At 65.6% G+C, this 17625-nt stretch carries 13 protein-coding genes; 10 read left to right on the top strand and 3 right to left on the bottom strand.

From position 1 onward, the window contains the following. Positions 1-374 precede the first annotated feature (374 nt). On the top strand, positions 375-1808 hold the full coding sequence (locus IC40_RS0104020) for an MFS transporter (RefSeq protein ID WP_030133474.1): 1434 nt from the start codon (positions 375-377) through the stop codon (positions 1806-1808). Positions 1809-1815: 7 nt separating this feature from the next. Here IC40_RS0104020 and IC40_RS0104015 read toward each other — a convergent pair whose 3' ends face one another. Continuing rightward, complete coding sequence (locus tag IC40_RS0104015) at positions 1816-2412, bottom strand: TetR/AcrR family transcriptional regulator (RefSeq protein WP_030133473.1); 597 nt, start codon at positions 2410-2412, stop codon at positions 1816-1818. Positions 2413-2745: 333 nt separating this feature from the next. Between IC40_RS0104015 and IC40_RS0104010 the strand changes: the two genes are divergently transcribed. The 9 genes from IC40_RS0104010 to IC40_RS0103970 are packed head-to-tail and all read left to right on the top strand — an operon-like array spanning position 2746 to position 12906. Next, positions 2746-3936 (top strand): LLM class flavin-dependent oxidoreductase, encoded by a 1191-nt coding sequence (locus IC40_RS0104010; RefSeq protein ID WP_030133472.1) that lies wholly within the window; start codon positions 2746-2748, stop codon positions 3934-3936. After that, positions 3933-4793: an enoyl-CoA hydratase-related protein gene (locus tag IC40_RS0104005; protein ID WP_030133471.1), complete on the top strand. Its 861-nt coding sequence runs from the start codon at positions 3933-3935 to the stop codon at positions 4791-4793. The genes IC40_RS0104010 and IC40_RS0104005 overlap by 4 nt, the downstream gene beginning before the upstream one ends. A gap of 7 nt (positions 4794-4800) precedes the next feature. Further along, positions 4801-5643, top strand: a complete 843-nt coding sequence (locus IC40_RS26385) for an enoyl-CoA hydratase/isomerase family protein (RefSeq protein ID WP_051644263.1) — start codon at positions 4801-4803, stop codon at positions 5641-5643. Next, the gene (locus tag IC40_RS0103995) at positions 5643-7553 is read left to right on the top strand and encodes an AMP-dependent synthetase/ligase (protein WP_030133469.1); all 1911 of its coding nucleotides are present in this window, start codon (positions 5643-5645) and stop codon (positions 7551-7553) included. The genes IC40_RS26385 and IC40_RS0103995 overlap by 1 nt, the downstream gene beginning before the upstream one ends. Continuing rightward, on the top strand, positions 7546-8325 hold the full coding sequence (locus tag IC40_RS0103990) for a creatininase family protein (protein WP_234411639.1): 780 nt from the start codon (positions 7546-7548) through the stop codon (positions 8323-8325). Before IC40_RS0103995 ends, IC40_RS0103990 begins: the two co-directional genes overlap by 8 nt. Positions 8326-8385: 60 nt before the next feature. Then, positions 8386-8907 carry a flavin reductase family protein gene (locus IC40_RS0103985; RefSeq protein ID WP_030133467.1) on the top strand — a complete coding sequence of 174 codons (522 nt, stop codon included), beginning with the start codon at positions 8386-8388 and terminating at the stop codon, positions 8905-8907. Beyond that, the gene (locus IC40_RS0103980) at positions 8904-10022 is read left to right on the top strand and encodes a 3,4-dihydroxy-2-butanone-4-phosphate synthase (protein ID WP_051644262.1); all 1119 of its coding nucleotides are present in this window, start codon (positions 8904-8906) and stop codon (positions 10020-10022) included. Before IC40_RS0103985 ends, IC40_RS0103980 begins: the two co-directional genes overlap by 4 nt. A 58-nt stretch (positions 10023-10080) precedes the next feature. Next, complete coding sequence (locus IC40_RS0103975; RefSeq protein ID WP_030133465.1) at positions 10081-11703, top strand: AMP-binding protein; 1623 nt, start codon at positions 10081-10083, stop codon at positions 11701-11703. 39 nt (positions 11704-11742) lie between these two features. Beyond that, entirely contained in the window at positions 11743-12906 is a 1164-nt protein-coding gene (locus tag IC40_RS0103970; protein WP_030133464.1) for an acyl-CoA dehydrogenase, read from the top strand. 75 nt (positions 12907-12981) lie between these two features. Here IC40_RS0103970 and IC40_RS0103965 read toward each other — a convergent pair whose 3' ends face one another. Then, a complete protein-coding gene (locus IC40_RS0103965; RefSeq protein ID WP_030133463.1) occupies positions 12982-13908 on the bottom strand; it encodes a nucleoside triphosphate pyrophosphohydrolase in 927 nt (308 codons plus the stop codon). After that, positions 13905-17540 carry a transcription-repair coupling factor gene (gene mfd, locus IC40_RS0103960; protein WP_030133462.1) on the bottom strand — a complete coding sequence of 1212 codons (3636 nt, stop codon included), beginning with the start codon at positions 17538-17540 and terminating at the stop codon, positions 13905-13907. Before mfd ends, IC40_RS0103965 begins: the two co-directional genes overlap by 4 nt. Between the last annotated feature and the right edge of the window lie 85 nt (positions 17541-17625).

Here is a 17625-nt window from a genome sequence, read left to right as displayed (position 1 = left end):
ATCGAGGCGAAAAAGGCTGTTCAATAGCGCATTTCCGTCGATGGTCTCGCCTTTCGGCGCCCGGATCGACCTCAGTGTTGACAACGTCACACTGCAACCCTAGGTTAGTTCTACATCACATTCGCTGGATGCCATTTCCATCCAGGCACTGCCGGCCGTCCCGGTATGGCGAGAAGCGTTACCAGACAGGCTGTCCCGATGCTCTCGTCGGACTTCGGCAGTTCGTTGTGGTCGGTGACCACCAGAGCATCACGACGGTGGACACGTCACTGCCGGTTGACGGCGCAGCACGCCGAGGCCCGACGATTCCGGCGTCGACCGCCCAACACATTCGCCCCGTAACTCAATGACCATGACTGACGAGGACAAGCTTCATGCATCTACGTGAACTGCGCACGGCGGACCACAAAAACGGAGCACGGGCAAGCGCCATCATCGCGACGGCGGTTTCGTGCGTCGCGGCGTTCAAGGGCCTCAACGAATCGGTGACGCCACCGGCACTGCCGATCTTGCAGAACGAATTCCACGTGCCCAGTTCCACGATTTCATGGGTCCTCACCGGCGTACTGCTGACCGGCACCATCGCGACACCGTTCGTGAGCCGACTCGGCGAAGTATGGGACAAGCGCAGGGCACTGCTGGGCGTACTGGCGATCGTCGCCGCGGGAACGCTGATATCGGCGCTCTCGATCTCCATCGAGATGTTGATCGCGGGCCAGCTCTTGCAGGGCATCGGGCTGAGCACCGCCCCGCTGGCCATCGGCATCATTCGTGACACACAAGGTGAAGCCAGGACCAAACATGCCAACGGTTTGATGGTCGGAGCCATTTTTGGCAGCACCGCGGCCGGAACCATGATTGCCGGTCCGATCGCCGACCATCTCTCCTATCGCTGGTTGTTCTGGGTGCCGTTCCTGGCCTTGCTAGCGTGCATGACCGCCGTCTGGCTCCTCGTCCCCCCGACGCCGAGGACCGGCGACGGGCGGGCCCGCGTGGACCTGGTCGGTGGCGCGTTGCTGGCCTTGGGCCTTGCGGCGGTCTTGCTCGCGCTGACGTTCGCGCCCTCGTGGGGCTGGTCGTCACCCGGATTCTTCCTCTTGCTCGGCGCCGGGGTCGGCACCCTCTTTCTCTTTGTCCTCGTCGAACTGGCGGTGGACGAACCCCTCGTCGATCTGCGGCTGATGCGCAGTTTCACCGTGGTGGCCGCATCCGGGCTGATGTTCTTGGCCGGCTACTGCATCAACGCAATTCTCTTCTGCGTCCCCATGCAGATGCAGTTGCCCGCGTCGACCGGTTACGGCCTTGGCGCCTCGGCGACGGTGACCGCCCTGCTGCTGGTGTCGGCGATGCTGATAGGCCTCACCGCCCCGTTCATTTCCGCCCTGGACAGAGCCATCGGTTCCCGAATCCCGTCGTCGATCGGTCCGATCGCGATCATCGCGGGCGCGCTGGTGATGCTGACGATGGGACACCGCGGCAGCATCGCGGTCATCTTCATCGCCACCTTGGCCGTGAACTTCGGGCTGAGTGTCGCGATGACCCAATCCCTGAACCTCGTCATCAATGGCGTCCCGGCCGACAAGGTCACGCAGTTCAACGGATTGAACTTCGCGATTCAAGCCGTTGCGGGAACCGTCGGCGCCCAGGTATCCGGCGCCGTGCTCACCGTGGACCCGGATGCGGTGCCGAGCTGGAATGCATTCGCCATATCGTGGGCCGCCTCAGGCACCCTGGCGATCGCGACCCTTGTGCTTGTCCTGGCGGTCCGCGCGCCGAAGACTTCCGACCACCTTCCAGGCCTGCAATAGCGCCGTTCTACGGAATCGCGGTGAGCGCCTGGATCGCTGCGTAGGACATCGTCGACACGATGGCCCCGTGGTCGAGCCCCTTGTTCAGGGTGGACACCGCATTGAGCATGGAGAACACGGACTGGGTGAGCAGGCGAACCTGCGGTTCGGATAGGTCCGGCCGCAGTGGCGATACCGTCGAGATCCACTCTTCGGCATACAAATTCATCTCGCGGCGGATCCGTCGGCGATCCGCCTCGGGAAACGCGTGCTCGTTCTTGTGAAAGATCAGTGGCGTCGGCGGCGCGTCGATGACGGACAAGATGTGATGCTCCACCATGATCGCCAGAGCTGTCGCCGGATCCGGCTGGGACTCCACCGTCTCGCGCGCAAACCGATGAAGGGATTTCAGGTCTTTTTCCACCACCGCGATGAGCAGCGCCTGCTTGTTCTGAAAATGCCGGTAGAGCGCGGGGCCGGAAATACCGGCCTTCGCGCAGATCATCTCCACGGTGACCGAGTCGTAACCGTTGTGCAGAAACAATTCTGCGGCAACCGCGAGCAGCTTCTCCCGCCGCGGCGAATCGGTCGCGGTGGCCTCGGCTGCCCCCTTCTCAGATCTCATAGCTCCACACGGTAACCCCGGGAACACCGATGCTCCGCATCGTGGCCGACCCGAAACCCGCTCGGCTCCCGCTCTGCGTGGTAGACGCGTCCTTCGGCGATCTCATCATGACTCGCACGTTAACACGCATTAACATCACAGGATGTCGGCTTCGGCGCGGAACGACCACCCTCACGCACGTTGAGACTGTGCAAATTGAACCGGCAAATAGGCTTTTTACAGGCTTAATGCATCTGATCGGTACATGACACCGCCGGGCTTCGGATTTCGGCATTGACAGCGCTCTTCCTTGGTCATAGGTTAATGATCACTCACACGCGGAAGGATCTAACGATGCGGTTCATCTTCATGAGCGAAGCCGAGACGGCGCCGGGTCACACCCACGAGCATCGGTACCGAGAATTGATAGACGAGGTACTACTGGCCGAGGAAGTGGGTTTCGACGCGTTCGGCACATCGGAGCAGCACGTGGCGATCGGCACTGCCACCACGTCCGCACCCGAGGTCATCTACCCCTACCTGATGGCGCTGACCAGCAGGATCAGATTCGTCCACCTGGTCACCCTGTTGCCGACGCGCATCAACCACGCCCTCCGGGTCGCTGAGCGACTGGCCACCGAGGACATCCTGTCCAACGGCAGGGTCGAGCTCGGTGTCGGGCGGGGCAACACCACCCTCGCCCTACGCGCGTTCGAAGTGTCGCCGGCCGAGAACAAGGCGCAGCAGCTCGAAGGTCTCGAGGTGATCCGCCGCGCGTTACACAACGACATTTTCTCCTTCGTGGGCGAGCACTACAAGATTCCGCCGCGCGGCCTGGTCCCCAGAGGAATCCAAACACCCTATCCGCCGATTCACATGGCGACCGGAAGCCCCGAATCCGTCAGAGCTGCAGCGGAACTCGGCGTCGGCGCCATCGTCGGTGGCTTCTACCTGGGATTCGATTTCCTGGAGAACATGCTCGGCATCTACGACGAGGCCCTTTCCTCGGCCACCCACACCTATCCCCTCCAGGCCGAAAAGCTGGTGGCCGTTGCCGGCGGCATGCACTGCGCACAAACGCGCGAGGAGGCCCATCAATGGGCGCGCCACCTGACCGAGACGGTCGCACTATCGACAGACGCCTATGAGCGCTTGTCGAAGCTGTCGGCCGACTACCAGTACATGGGCGCGGTCAAGAACGTCGATTTCAGCGATGAGCGCTACATGTTCGAGGACTCGGCCGGTTTCATCGTCGGGGACCCCGACGACTGCATAGCGCAGGTCCAGCGGTATGCGGATCTCGGTGCCGATGCACTGGTCATGCGCATCGACGGCCTGCCGCACGCCGAATTGATGAAGTCGATCGAGCTTTTCGGCAAGTACGTCATCCCGCGATTCAAGAACCCGCGCGCCGTGGTTCGTCCCGCCGAGGCGATCTTGGACGACATCCGCGGCCTGCGGCCCGCGCACTACGCCGAACTCGAAGCGTTCACATCTGCACATGCCATGAACGGCAACACCATCCAGGTTGGAGAAAGCCGATGACCACGACAGCAGCCGATGACATCTACCGTCGCTACCCCGATGAGATCCTGATCGAGCGAAAGCCCAACGGGGTGTTGCTGATCACGCTGAATCGCCCAGACCAGTTGAACTCCCTGACGATGCCCATGTTCGAATACATGGCCGATATCTGGGTCGATATCGACCGTGACCCCCTGACCAAAGTTGCCGTCATCACCGGTGCCGGCCGCGGATTCTGCACGGGGATGGACGTATCGCAGCCGGACCCGAGTCTGGACGACGCAATCGCACTGATGGAGGTGGAACGACGCCGCCTTTCCGCGCTGCTCAACATGGACAAGCCGCTCATTTCCGCGATCAACGGTCCGGCCGTGGGCTGGGGCCTGTCCATGGGGCTGCTTGCCGATATCAGCGTCGCGGCCGAAGATGCCATCCTCATGGACGGCCACACTCGGGTCGGCGTCGTCGCCGGTGACCACTCCTCACTGATCTGGCCGCTCTTGGTCGGGATGGCCAAAGCGAAGTTCTACCAGCTGACCTCGGCACGCCTCACCGGACGTGAAGCCGAGCGCATCGGGCTGGTCAGCATCACCGAACGCCCCGAGGCCGTGCTGGATCGCGCGCTGGCGATCGCCGACGACCTCGCACACGGATCCCAACAGGCCATCCGCTGGACGAAGCGCTCGTTGAATACCGGCTGGCTCACCAACGCGCTTCCTCAACAGGAGCTTTCAGCGGCCCTGGAGACCCTCGGGTTCGCCGGAGCCGATTACCTCGAAGCTCGGCAAGCCTTCCGCGAGGGGCGCACGCCGGTGTTTCCCTCCGCCGGTGGCCACGACGCGCAATCGACCGCAGCCGACCACGCCACCGTCGGCTGAGCCCACGATGACCAGTCCCGAGGACATGCCGCCGACCGGGCTCACACTCGCCGATCACGGCGGGGTGCTCGTGGTCACGCTGAACCGCCCGCCTGCCAATGCACTGAACCGCTCCGTCATCGGTGAACTGACGCACCTTTTCGCCGAGCGCACCGCGTCTGCCGACGCCCCCGCGGTGGTCCTCACCGGACACGGTGATCGGTTCTTCAGCGCCGGCGGTGACATCAAAGAACTCGACGGGGTCGCTGCCGACCAGATCGACGGAAGAATGCGGGATTTCCACGCGTTGCTGGTGGTGCTGGACCGGTATCCTCGTCCGGTGATCGGTGCCATCAACGGGTACTGCGTCGGTGGCGGCATGGAGATCGCACTCTTCAGCGACACCGTATTGGCGGTCGAGCATGCACAGTTCGGCTTCCCGGAGATCAAGCACGGACTCCTCCCCGCCGACAAGGGCATCCAGCGTGCCATCCGAATTCTCGGGGCCCGCGCCGCCCGCACGATGTTGTTGTCGGGAGAGCTCTTCGGTGTGCAGCGCGCCGCGGCACTCGGTCTGGTCGACAGGATCGTCGAACCCGCCCAACTGCTGCCGTCCGCCATCGCCGTCGCCGAGCAAGCATCAGCCGAGGCGCGCGTGCTCTACCGCGCACTCAAGCGCAGCGTGAACGGCCCGGACGACGCTGCGGACGAGAGATCACTGCGCAGCACCTTGGCCGACGCCGCCGCCTACTTCGACGATCCCGTCGCCCGCGCACTGCGCGGGGGCTGGAGCGTCCAGCGCAATCGGGCACGTACGCACGCAGCCACACCACCGCCGCATGACGAGCGGCCGGCAGAGGAATCACATTGATGGCACCAGATACTCCCGTTTCATCGAACCCGGCCGAGGGCAACGGCACCCACTCGGTACCGGTGCTCCAAGACGTGTCGCGGTTCGAGGCAGTCCCACGAACCTTTGCCCAGCTGCTGCACGACCGAGCCCGACACGAGCCCGATTCGGTCGCCTTCTATACCTGGGAATCGGGTGCCCAACACCCCACCACTTGGGGCGAGTACGCCGAATCCGTACGTCGGGCCGCGCTCGAACTGGACAACCTCGGTGTCGGCGCGGGTGACCGGGTGGCCATCATGTCCTCGGCCCGCGCGGAGTGGGTGGTAGCAGCGTTGGCCATCCTCAGCGTGAACGCCGTGCTGGTCGGGGTGTACCCGACAAGCTCGCAACAGGAGCTCGCGCAGGTGCTCGAAACATGCGGGGTGTCTGCGATTTTCGCCGAGAGTCAACCCGCTCTGGAGAAGGTGGCCGCGATAGCGCCCCGGCTGGACACCCTGCGCGCGGTGATCGGGTTCGACGCACAGCCCGCAGGCATGCCCGACAGCGTCTCGGTCAGCGGGTGGCATTCGCTCCTGGCTGCCGGCGGGACGCTGGCAGCCGCCGACCCAAGCCGGTTCGCCGATCTCGTGGCGGAAGGCGATATCGACCAACCGGCCGCGCTGTTCTCCACATCGGGCTCCACCGGAATCCCTAAGGGAGTCGTGCACACCCATCGCACTCTGCAGTTCTCGGTGCTGGGTGTGGCGATGACCTACCCCGATATCGGTCGTACCCACCATGACCTCGTCGGGTTTCTCGGTCTGTCGCACGTCGCCCCCGCCCTCATCGGGGTTTTCGCGCCGATCATGACCAAGCTCGTAATCACCTACTGCACGATGGAACAGCGTCTGCCCGCCCTCATCGGGGTGCGCCCGACCGCCGTGGTCTGGCCGCCGCGCATGCACGAGAAGCTGGCCAGCGAGGTTCTGCAGACCGTCACCCACTCGGGACGGCTCTTCGGCATCAAATACGCGGCGGCAATGCAGATCGCGCGACGCATCGGTGCACAAAGATGGGCCGATCGCCGACCGCCCAGATACCTCGATGTGCTCTACGGCATCTGCCTAAAGACCGTATTCCTGCCGCTGCGCGCGAGGGTCGGAATGGACCGGATCAACGTCAGCTGGACCGCTTCGGGCAGCATGCCCCCCGATGTGGCCGCGCTGTGGCACATGTGGGGCCTCGATCTGCGCGAGCTCTACGGCACGACGGAGACCTGCGGCGCGGTTCTGGCCCAGTGGGACCGGCCCTTTCCCCGGCCCGGCACCATCGGCAAGAGCATGCCGGATCCGCGCTGGGCGGCGCGGGTATCCGCCGACGGCGAGCTGCAGGTGCGCACGCCGAGTCTGTTCACCGGTTACTGGAATGACCCACAGGCGACATCGGAAGCGGTGCACGACGGGTGGTACAGCACCGGGGATCTGGTTGAACTGGACGCAGATGCCGAGGTGAAGATCATCGGCCGGTCCAAGGACCTGATCAAGACCAGCGGCGGAAAATCGGTCAGCCCACAACCGATCGAGGTGAAGCTGAAATCCAGTCCCCTGCTGGAAGAAGCCATCGTGGTGGGTGAGGGACGGAAGTACCTCACTGCGCTGTTGGCCGTCAGCGCGAAAACACAGTCGATGAGCACCGACGAGCGCGATATCCTGCTGCGCCGATGGATCGAGGGAGTCAACTCCGAACTCTCCCGACCATTGCAGATCAAGGACTTCCGGGTACTTCCCCGAGAACTGTCGGCCGAAGCGGGCGAGCTCACGCTCAAGGGCACCATCCGCCGCGCCAATGTGGTTGCCTCGTTCGCCCACCTCGTCGAAGAGATGTACGACGGGAGCGAACAAGACGTCATCGCCGGGCAGGCCCGCCTCATCAGGGGCGACCGTGCCTAGCATCGACACAGTCCCGGCCGGGGAGGTGCGCATCGAGTACCTCACGAGCCCGGAGATCGGCAGGGCCGTGACGGCGGGATACCGCACGGCGATCCTGCCCTTGGCCGCGATCGAACAGCACGGTAGCCACCTTCCGCTGTCCATGGATGCCGATCATGCAGACGAGCTCGCCGTGCTGATCGCCCGGCGGCTCGGCGATGCGTTGGTGCTTCCGACCGTCAGGGTTGGATACTCACCGCACCATCTGGAATTCGCTGGGACACTGTCCCTTCGAGCATCCACGCTGGAGTCGATCTGTGTCGATTACACGGCGCATCTGGCCCAGCACGGGTTCGAGCGGGTCATCTTGTTCTCCGGGCATATCGGAAACTACGCTGTGATGCGGGATTTCGAGTCCCGACTGCAGCAGCAGCTGGCCCCATTGGCTGTCATCGTGTTCACCGACGCCGCGGCGATACTGGACTCGTGGCGGCTCTGCGCGACCAGGGTCGCCGGTTTGGGTGAGAATGTCGGCGGCCACGCAGATATCGCCGAAACCTCGGTGATGTTGGTGCTGGACCCGGAGAAGGTGCGCAGCGAGCGGTTCATGCCCGGACACCCCGTCGGCGCCGACCGCACCATCGTGGACGCGGCGATGCGGGACGGAATCCACTCGGTCTCTCCCAACGGCATACTCGGTGATCCGACCGGATCCTGTGCAGCCATCGGGACCGCCTGTCTGGAGACGGTCTCGGCCTTGATCGCCGATTACGCGCGCGAACGTGGCGCCTGACCTCCACCGGCAACCATCCCACCGGAAAACACTTGGCCCGAAAAGTAAAGGTGCCGTGCCGTGAACAATCTTCACCCCGTCCGAACGGGAGACCTCGCACTGGACATCTCCAGACTGCGCAGACTCTACGGTCGTTACCCCACCGGTGTCGCCGCGCTGTGTGCATTGCGGGAAGGCGAACCTGTCGGCATCGTCGCGACGTCCTTCGTGCCGGTGTCGATGGATCCCGCACTCGTCTCGGTCTGTGTCCAACACACCTCCACCACCTGGCCGGTGCTCTCCAGCGGGGATCACCTCGGTGTCTCGGTACTGTCCTCCACACATCAGGCGGCCTCTCGCCAGCTCGCGGCGAAGAACGCCGACCGGTTCGGCGGCCTGTCCTGGTTCAGCACGGATTCGCAGGCCATCTTTCTCCACGACGCGGCGGCCTGGTTCGACTGCAGCATCTCGACCGCCATCGCGGCCGGTGACCACGATGTGGTCATCCTGCAGGTGGACTCCGCGGGCATCAACGAGTCGAGCACTCCCCTGGTATTCCACGACAGCCGCTATCACAGCCTCATCGGGGCCGACGCGTCATGAGAACGACGAGCCAGTCGGTCATCTCCGCCGTCGGTGACCTGGCGCTGGGCCGCCCCGTCCTGCTCAACCACGGTCGGACGGGTGAGGAACTGACCGATGTGGTGCTGGCGGGGGCCCTGGCAACATCCGCCTGGACTGCTTGGGCCATCCGGCATACCTCGGGATTTCTCTGCGCCGCAATGCGATCGAGCCACGCGGATGCACTCGGCCTCCCACCCATCGTGCCTGCGACGAGCCAGAGTCCAAAGGTGCCCACATTCGCCGTCGGGGTGGATGCGGCGGTGGGCATCGGCACAGGCATCAGCGCCGCCGACCGCGCACACACCGGTCGGGTGCTGGCCGACCCCGAGACGCGAGCCGAGGACCTGGTCCGGCCCGGGCACGTGATGCCGATCAGAGCCGCCGAACAGGGTGTGTTGCAGCGGCGTGCCGCTGCCGAAGCCGCGATCGATCTGTGCGGCAGTGCGGGACTGGTGCCGCTGGCGCTGACGGCGACCCTGCTCGACGAACACAGTGGACGCCCGCTACGAGGTGACGACACGGTCGCTTTCGCCCGCGAGCACGGCACCACGCTGGTCACCGTCGAGGACATCGTCGGCCACCTCATCCATCACGGCAGGGGAACATTGGGGCGCGCGGCCCGCATCACCCCGTCCGGCCGGCAGATCCGAAGCAGATCCACCCGTGTCCTCGACTTCGACGACGAGTTGACCGGTGCCCGACACACGGTCATGGTGGGGCCGTTGCCGGCTCGACGGGTGCCCTCGGTGTACGTGGTCGGCGAATGTAGGCACCGCGATCCGTTCGGGCCGCGCTGCGACTGTCAACCTCTGTTCGACGGCTACCGCGAGCGAGTAGAGAGCACCGGCGGGATGCTGATCCATCTGCGCACGGGCCAATCCGACAGGACCGCTGCGGTGTCCGACGACGAGACGGCGCAGGGGTGTATCACCGCGCTCATGCGGTATTTCGGACTCGAGAAAGCTCATGTCGTGGGATGGCCGGGCGATGGTGTGACCAGCGCGTGCCGGCTGTTGCAGCTGCCGGCCGGCCCGGGTTCGGCCCCCGATTGGCCGCCGGCGATCACGAAGAACGTTCTCGAACAGGCCTATTGATCCATCACTCATCTCGTCGCGATTTCAGCGACAGCGTCTTCATCTGGAGGAGAACACCATGGCAGGACTTGACGTCACCCTCACCCCGGTCCGTTTCCTGCAACGTGCAAGCGATGTCATGCCGGACAAGATGGCGATCGTCGACGGTGATCGCCGGTGGACCTACCGCCAATTCGCCGCCGCGGTGCAACAACTGGCCAAGGCGTTGCACGCGTCCGGGGTCATCGATGGCCAGCGCGTTGCCGTCCTGGCCACCAACTCCGCCGAGATGTTGATAGCCCACTACGCGGTTCCACTGGCACGGGGAGTGTTGGTCGCCATCAACACCAGGCTCGCACCCGATGAAATCGGCTACATCTGCCGGCATTCCGGTGCGCGGATCATGTTCGGCGACCGCGAGCTGCTGGACGGCCTCGACACCACCCACCCCGACTTCACGGGCGTCGAGGAATGGGTGGAATTACCGGCGGCCGACGGCACGACATCGGCAACCGCTCCGGCGGTCGGCTACCCGCAGTTCCTGGCGCGGGCAGACGGCGCCGATCTGCCCTGGGACATCGATACCGAGACCCGCACCATATCGATCAACTACACCTCCGGCACCACCGGACGACCGAAGGGAGTCATGTACTCCCACCGCGGCGCCTACCTCTGCGCGCTCGGCGGCATCCACCATTCCGGCTTCACCCAGTCGACCAAGTACCTGTGGACGCTGCCCATGTTCCACTGCAACGGATGGTGCGCGACATGGGGTGTCACCGCCGCGATGGGCACCCATTTCTGCCTGCGGGCAGTCCGCGCCGAGACGGTGTGGGCGGCAATCGACGAGCATCACATCACTCACCTCAGCGGAGCCCCAACGGTTCTAACGATCCTCGCGTATGCCGAACTGTCTCACCCGCTGCGCACCCCGTTGACGATCTCCAACGGTGGGGCCCCGCCGAGCCCCACCATCATCGCCGCGATCCGCAAACTGGGCGCGACCATCGTGCACGTCTACGGCCTCACCGAGACCTACGGCCCGTACAGCGTCTGCGAACCGCAACCCGAATGGGCCGACGACGACGATGACCGTCAGGCCGAACTGATGGCGCGACAGGGAGTCGGGCTCATCACCGGTGAGCGCGTCCGCGTGGTTCGTGAAGAGCTCTCTCCGACAGGAGAATTGGTCGATGTCATCGCCGACGGCACGGAGATGGGCGAGATCGTCATGCGCGGCAACGGAGTGATGAAGGGCTACTACGACGACGAGGAAGGCACCCGTGACGCCACCGTGGGTGGCTGGTTTCACTCGGGCGACCTCGGCGTCATGCACACCGACGGATACGTCCAACTCCGGGACCGCGCGAAGGATATCGTGATCTCCGGCGGTGAGAACATCTCGACCATCGAGGTGGAGCACGCGATCCTGTCGCACCCCGCGGTACTCGAAGCCGCCGTGGTGGGCACACCCGACGACAAGTGGGGTGAGCGACCCAAGGCGTTCGTGGTGACCAAGAACGCGAAGCGCCTGGAAGAGGGCGATCTCATCGCCCATGTCAGGTCGCATATTGCCGCGTACAAAGCACCGAGCGCGGTCGAGTTCGTCGACGCCCTGCCCAAGACTTCGACGGGCAAAGTTCGCAAGAACGCGCTTCGCGACGCCGAGTGGCAAGGGCATTCGACTCGTATCAAGGGATAGTCCCGATCGGCGCCGGCCACCACAGACAGAGAAGAGAAGATGAGCGTGTCAGGCAAGTCGTCATTCGATCTATTCCAGCTACCGGAGGAGCTGCGGGAACTGCGGGCGGTGATCCGAGGGCTGGCCGAAAGAGAGATCGCCCCATACGCCGCCGAGTGCGACCGGGATTCCCGGTTTCCGCACGAGGCATCGGGGGCATTGGCGATGTCGGGGTTCAATGCCGTGCATGTGCCCGAGGAGTTCGGCGGCCAAGGCGCGGACTCGGTGGCAGTCTGCATCGTGATCGAAGAGGTGGCCCGCGTCGATGCTTCTGCGTCGTTGATTCCCGCGGTCAACAAGCTGGGAACCATGGGGTTGATCTTGCGGGGCAGCGAGGAACTGAAGAAGACGGTTCTGCCCGACCTGGTCGGCGGGGCGCTGGCCTCCTACGCTCTGTCCGAACGAGAGGCCGGTTCCGATGCCGCAGGCATGAAGACCCGCGCCAAACCCGCCGGCGAGGACTGGATCATCAACGGGACCAAGGCCTGGATCACCAACGGCGGTGAGTCGACCTGGTACACGGTGATGGCGGTGACCGACCCCGACAAGGGCGCCAACGGCATCTCGGCGTTCATGGTGCATCGCGACGACGAGGGCTTCACCGTGGGCCCCAAGGAGCGCAAACTGGGGATCAAGGGTTCACCGACCGTCGAGTTGCACTTCCAGAACTGCCGAATTCCCGGTGACCGGATCATCGGGGAACCCGGCACCGGTTTCAAGACGGCGTTGGCCACGCTGGACCACACCCGTCCGACGATCGGTGCCCAGGCGGTCGGAATCGCCCAGGGCGCCCTCGAGGCAGCGATCAACTACACCCGGGATCGGCGGCAGTTCGGAAAATCGGTCAGCGAGTTCCAGGGGGTGCAGTTCATGCTCGCCGATATGGCGATGAAGGTGGAGGCCGCCCGCCTCATGGTCTACAGCGCGGCCGCTCGGGCCGAGCGCGGCGAGCCCGACCTGCACTTCATCTCGGCCGCGTCGAAGTGCTTCGCCTCCGATATCGCGATGGCGGTCACCACCGATGCGGTGCAGCTGTTCGGCGGCGCCGGTTACACCGTGGACTTCCCCGTCGAGCGGTTCATGCGTGATGCCAAGATCACCCAGATCTATGAGGGCACCAACCAGATCCAGCGCGTCGTCATGAGCCGCGCCCTGCTCTCCTGACCCGACCGCCGAATCTGAAGTCCATGGCGCCTTTGTGCGCAGATCTCGCGATCTAGTTCAGATTCGGCCTCACGACTACGCGGGCCAGTGCGCACGCCATTCGTCGGCGCCGATCGGCTCCGGCGGGGTATCCCCGATCGGTGCGCCACCGCGGGTCGCCAGCACGTTCTTCTCAGCGGCCCGCACCGCGTCCATGAACTCCAATACCGCGGTGCGCAGGGCATTCTCGGCGTCGGTATCCGGACCGATATGCACCTGCCGCAGCCCCGCGGGCACCAGATCGTCGGGCAGGCCGGCACCGGCGACCCGTTCGAGAACCTTCTGGGTCAACGCCAGCGCGGGCTGGCCGGTCGGCACATCGTCCATGCAGGAGGCGCGCACCTTCTCGGTGCGTTTGCGTTCCTCCCACTGGGCCAGTTGCTGTTCCAGGGAGACCGACTCGCCGGCGAGCACCCCGGCCGCACGGTGACCGAGCTTGCGCACCAGCGCGTCGGCCACATCGTCGATGTCGAAGGCACCCGCAGGCGCATCCTGGGCGATGCGGGCGTGAAACAAAACCTGCAGCAACACGTCTCCGAGTTCGGTGCGCAACTCGTCGAGGTCGCCGCTGCGGACCGCGTCGAACAACTCGTAGGTCTCCTCCAACAGGTACCTACGCAACGAGTCGTGGGTCTGCTCGCTCTCCCACGGACCGTCGGTGCGCAGCCGGTCCATGACCGCCACGGCGTCGACCAGCCGTTCCCCGACCTGCGGGCCGGGCGCCGCGATCAGGGTGGCCCCCGCCGCCAGGCTGGCCTTCACGGCGGGATGCTGGGGATCCGAGGACAACAGCACCGGCGCCTCGCCGGCGGCACTGGGCAGGTACGGCCGGGCCGAGGGAAGCGACCACGGCACCTTGATCGGCATCTCCTCGGTGTAAGCGACCTCGCCGACCAGCAGCGCGACGGCTTCCACCGGCACCAACGACGGCCGGCGCGGATCGACGAGGACGACCGTGGTCAACGGTCCGCTCCCGGCTCGGATAGTGCTGTGCCGCCGGTGATGTCGACCTCATCGGCCGCTCGGCCGTCGAGGGCCAACAGCATCCCCGCCACTGCTTGCAGCAGGTCCAGATCGCGGATGCGCGGCGCACCGACCCCACTGCCCGCCCGCGGGATCGGGATCTGGACCGTCGATGTCGTGGCACGGTAGGCCGAGCCCGGGTAGATGCGCTTGAGCCGCAACTGACCGGAATCCTGCAGGGTCAACGGCGACACCTTCAGGGTGGAGTCCGAGACGGTGGACACCTCGGTGACCCCGTACTCACGGCACAGCAACCGCAATCTTGCGACCGCGACCAAACGCTGAGCAGGCTCCGGTAGCGGTCCGTAACGGTCGACGAGCTCGTCGATGACGCGGGCCACCCCGGCATTGTCCGACGCGGCGGCAAGCCTTCGGTAGGCCTCCAGACGTAGCCGGTCGCTGCCGATGTAGTCGGGCGGCAGGTGCGCATCGACCGGCAGGTCGATTCGGACGTCCTTCTGCTCCTCCTGCGAGACAACGGTTTTCCCGTCGACGGCGGCACGGTAGGCCTCGACGGCCTCACCGACCAGCCGCACGTACAGGTCGAACCCGACACCGGCGACGTGCCCGGACTGCTCGACACCCAGCACGTTGCCGGCCCCGCGGATCTCCAGATCCTTCATGGCGACCGCCATCCCGGCACCCAGATCGTTGTTCTGGGCGATGGTGGCCAACCGGTCGTGGGCGGTCTCGGTGAGTGGAACCTCGGGCGGATACAGGAAATAGGCGTATCCGCGTTCCCGGCTGCGCCCCACCCGGCCGCGCAGCTGGTGCAGCTGGGAAAGGCCGAAGGTGTCCGCCCGCTCCACGATCAGGGTATTGGCGTTGGAGATGTCCAGACCCGTCTCGACGATGGTGGTGCACACCAGGATGTCGAACTCACGGTTCCAGAAGCCCTCGACGGTCTTCTCCAGGGTCTCCTCGGCCATCTGGCCGTGCGCCACCACGACCCGGGCCTCGGGCACCATCGCCTGCACTCGGGCGGCGGCCTGATCGATCGACTTGACCCGGTTGTGGATGTAGAACGCCTGCCCGTCGCGCAGCAGTTCGCGGCGCAGCGCGGCGGCGACCTGTTTGTCATCGTGCGGGCCGACGTAGGTCAGCACCGGGAAACGCTCCTCGGGCGGGGTGAGGATGGTCGACATCTCGCGGATGCCTGCCAGGCTCATCTCCAGGGTGCGCGGGATCGGGGTCGCACTCATGGTGAGCACGTCGACGTGGGTGCGCAGGCTCTTGATGTGTTCCTTGTGTTCGACGCCGAAGCGCTGCTCCTCGTCGACGATGACCAGGCCGAGGTCCTTCCAGCGCACCGCGGTCTGCAGCAGCCGGTGCGTGCCGATCACGACATCGACCGAGCCGTCGACCATTCCGTCCAGCACTGCCTTGGACTCGTTCGCGTCGGTGAACCGCGACAGTCCCTTGACCGTCACCGGGAAACCGGCCATCCGCGCGCTGAAGGTCTGCAGATGCTGATCGGCGAGCAGCGTCGTGGGCACCAGGACCGCGACCTGCTTACCGTCCTGTACCGCCTTGAACGCCGCGCGCACCGCGATCTCGGTCTTGCCGTAGCCGACGTCACCGCAGATGACCCGGTCCATCGGAACCGGTTTCTCCATATCGGATTTGACCTCGGCGATGGCGGTCATCTGGTCCATGGTCTCGGTGAACCCGAACGCATCCTCCATCTCGGCCTGCCACGGGGTGTCCGGACCGAAGGCGTGCCCGGGCGCGGCCTGCCGCTTGGCATACAGCGAGACCAGCTCACCGGCGATCTCACGAACGGCCTTGCGCGCCTTGGTCTTGGTGTTGGTCCAGTCGCTGCCCCCGAGCCGGCTCAGCGTCGGCGCCTGCCCGCCGACGTAGCGGGACAGCTGATCGAGCGAGTCCATCGGCACATAGAGCTTGTCGGTGCCGCCACCGCGTTTGGCCGAGGCGTACTCGAGCACCAGGTACTCGCGCCGTGCGCCGCCGATGACGCGTTCGGTCATCTCGACGAACTTGCCGATGCCGTGCTGATCGTGGACCACCAGGTCGCCGGCCGTCAATGCCAACGGGTCGACCACGTTACGACGCTTGGCGGCAAGGCGTTTGCCGTCGGTGGCGGCAACGCGGTTACCGGTCAGATCGGTCTCGGTGATGATCACCAGGTTGGCGCCGGGGATGACGACACCGTCGTGCAGCGGCCCCTTGAGCACCCCGACCACACCGGCGGTCGGCTGCGCTCCGGCCTCCAACAACGTTGCGGGCGTATCGGCTTCGGCGAGCTGCTCGACGACGCGCTGCGCGGTACCTGACCCCGGCGTCACCACCACGGCAAAGCCACCGGTCGCCACGTGCGCCCGCAACATCGCGAAGATCTCGTCGACCGCGTGTTGGCTGCGCGCCGACGGCGCGGGTCGCACGTCGAGTTCGACGGCACCCTCGTCGGTCAGCTGGCTCAGCGTCCACCAGCGTGCCGCACCGGCGCGCACCTCGTCGAGTTCGCGGAAGCCCGAACCGCCCAGCGCTTCGACATCCACCGGAGCGGCACCACCGATGGCCGCCACCGACCAGGATGCCTCCAGGAATTCGCGGCCGGTGCGGATGAGATCCGCGGCGCGCGAGCGCACCTTCTCGGGATCGCACACCAGCACCGGGGTGCCCTCGGGCAGGTGGCTGGTCAGCAACGTGAGCTCGGTGGGCTCCAGCACCGGCAGTAGCGCCTCCATCCCGTCGACCGGGATGCCCTCGGACAGTTTGGCCAGCATGTCGCCGATGGATCCGGCGATGGTGTTGTCGGTCTGGGGCTGGGCGTCGACGAGCTGGGCCGCGCGTTGCTTGACCTGTTCGGTGATCAGGATCTCGCGGCAGGCCACGGCGTCGACGCGGTGGATCTCGATCTCGGTGATGGAACGCTGGTCGGCGACCGAGAACATCCGCATCTCGGACACCTCGTCACCCCAGAATTCCACGCGCACCGGATGTTCGGCGGTCGGCGGGAAGATGTCCAGGATGCCGCCGCGGACCGCGAACTCGCCGCGCTTGGCCACCATGTCCACCCGGGTGTAGGCCAGCTCGACCAGCCGCGCGATCGTCTCGTCGAAATCCGAATCGGCGCCGACGGCCAACGTCACCGGCTCGATCTCACCGAGAGCGGCCAGCATCGGCTGCATCAACGACCGAGCCGTGGTGACCACCACCTGCAACGGCGGACCCAGGTGCTCGGCGTCGGGGCGGGCCAGCCGGCGCAACACCAACATCCTGGCGCCGACCGTCTCGACCCCGGGTGAGAGCCGCTCATGCGGCAGCGTCTCCCAGGACGGGAACAGCGCGACGGCGTCCCCGAACACAGCCTTCAGTTCGGCGGTCAGGTCATCGGCTTCGCGACCCGTCGCGGTGACGACGAGCAGCGGGCCGGTACGCGCCAGCGCGGCGGCGGTGAACAGCCGCGCGCTGGCCGGACCGACCATCGCCAGCGTGTCGGGCCGGCTTTCGGCGCGGTCGATCAGATCCAGGAAGGTGGGCGAGGTGAGCGCCAGGTCGACGAGCCCCGCGATCGGGATTTGGACATGAGTGTGCCCCGGTGCGGTCATGATGGCTCCATCGTAGGCGGCCTGCGTCCGGTCCGAAATTCGGTGCGCAATCGCCGGGTCGCCCGGTGTTAGCGTGTTCGGTGGG

This window comes from Mycolicibacterium neoaurum ATCC 25795 (assembly GCF_000691525.1).
GTDB lineage: Bacteria > Actinomycetota > Actinomycetes > Mycobacteriales > Mycobacteriaceae > Mycobacterium > Mycobacterium neoaurum.
Note: the sequence above shows the minus strand (reverse complement) of the source record. Positions and strands in the feature narration are given on the sequence as shown.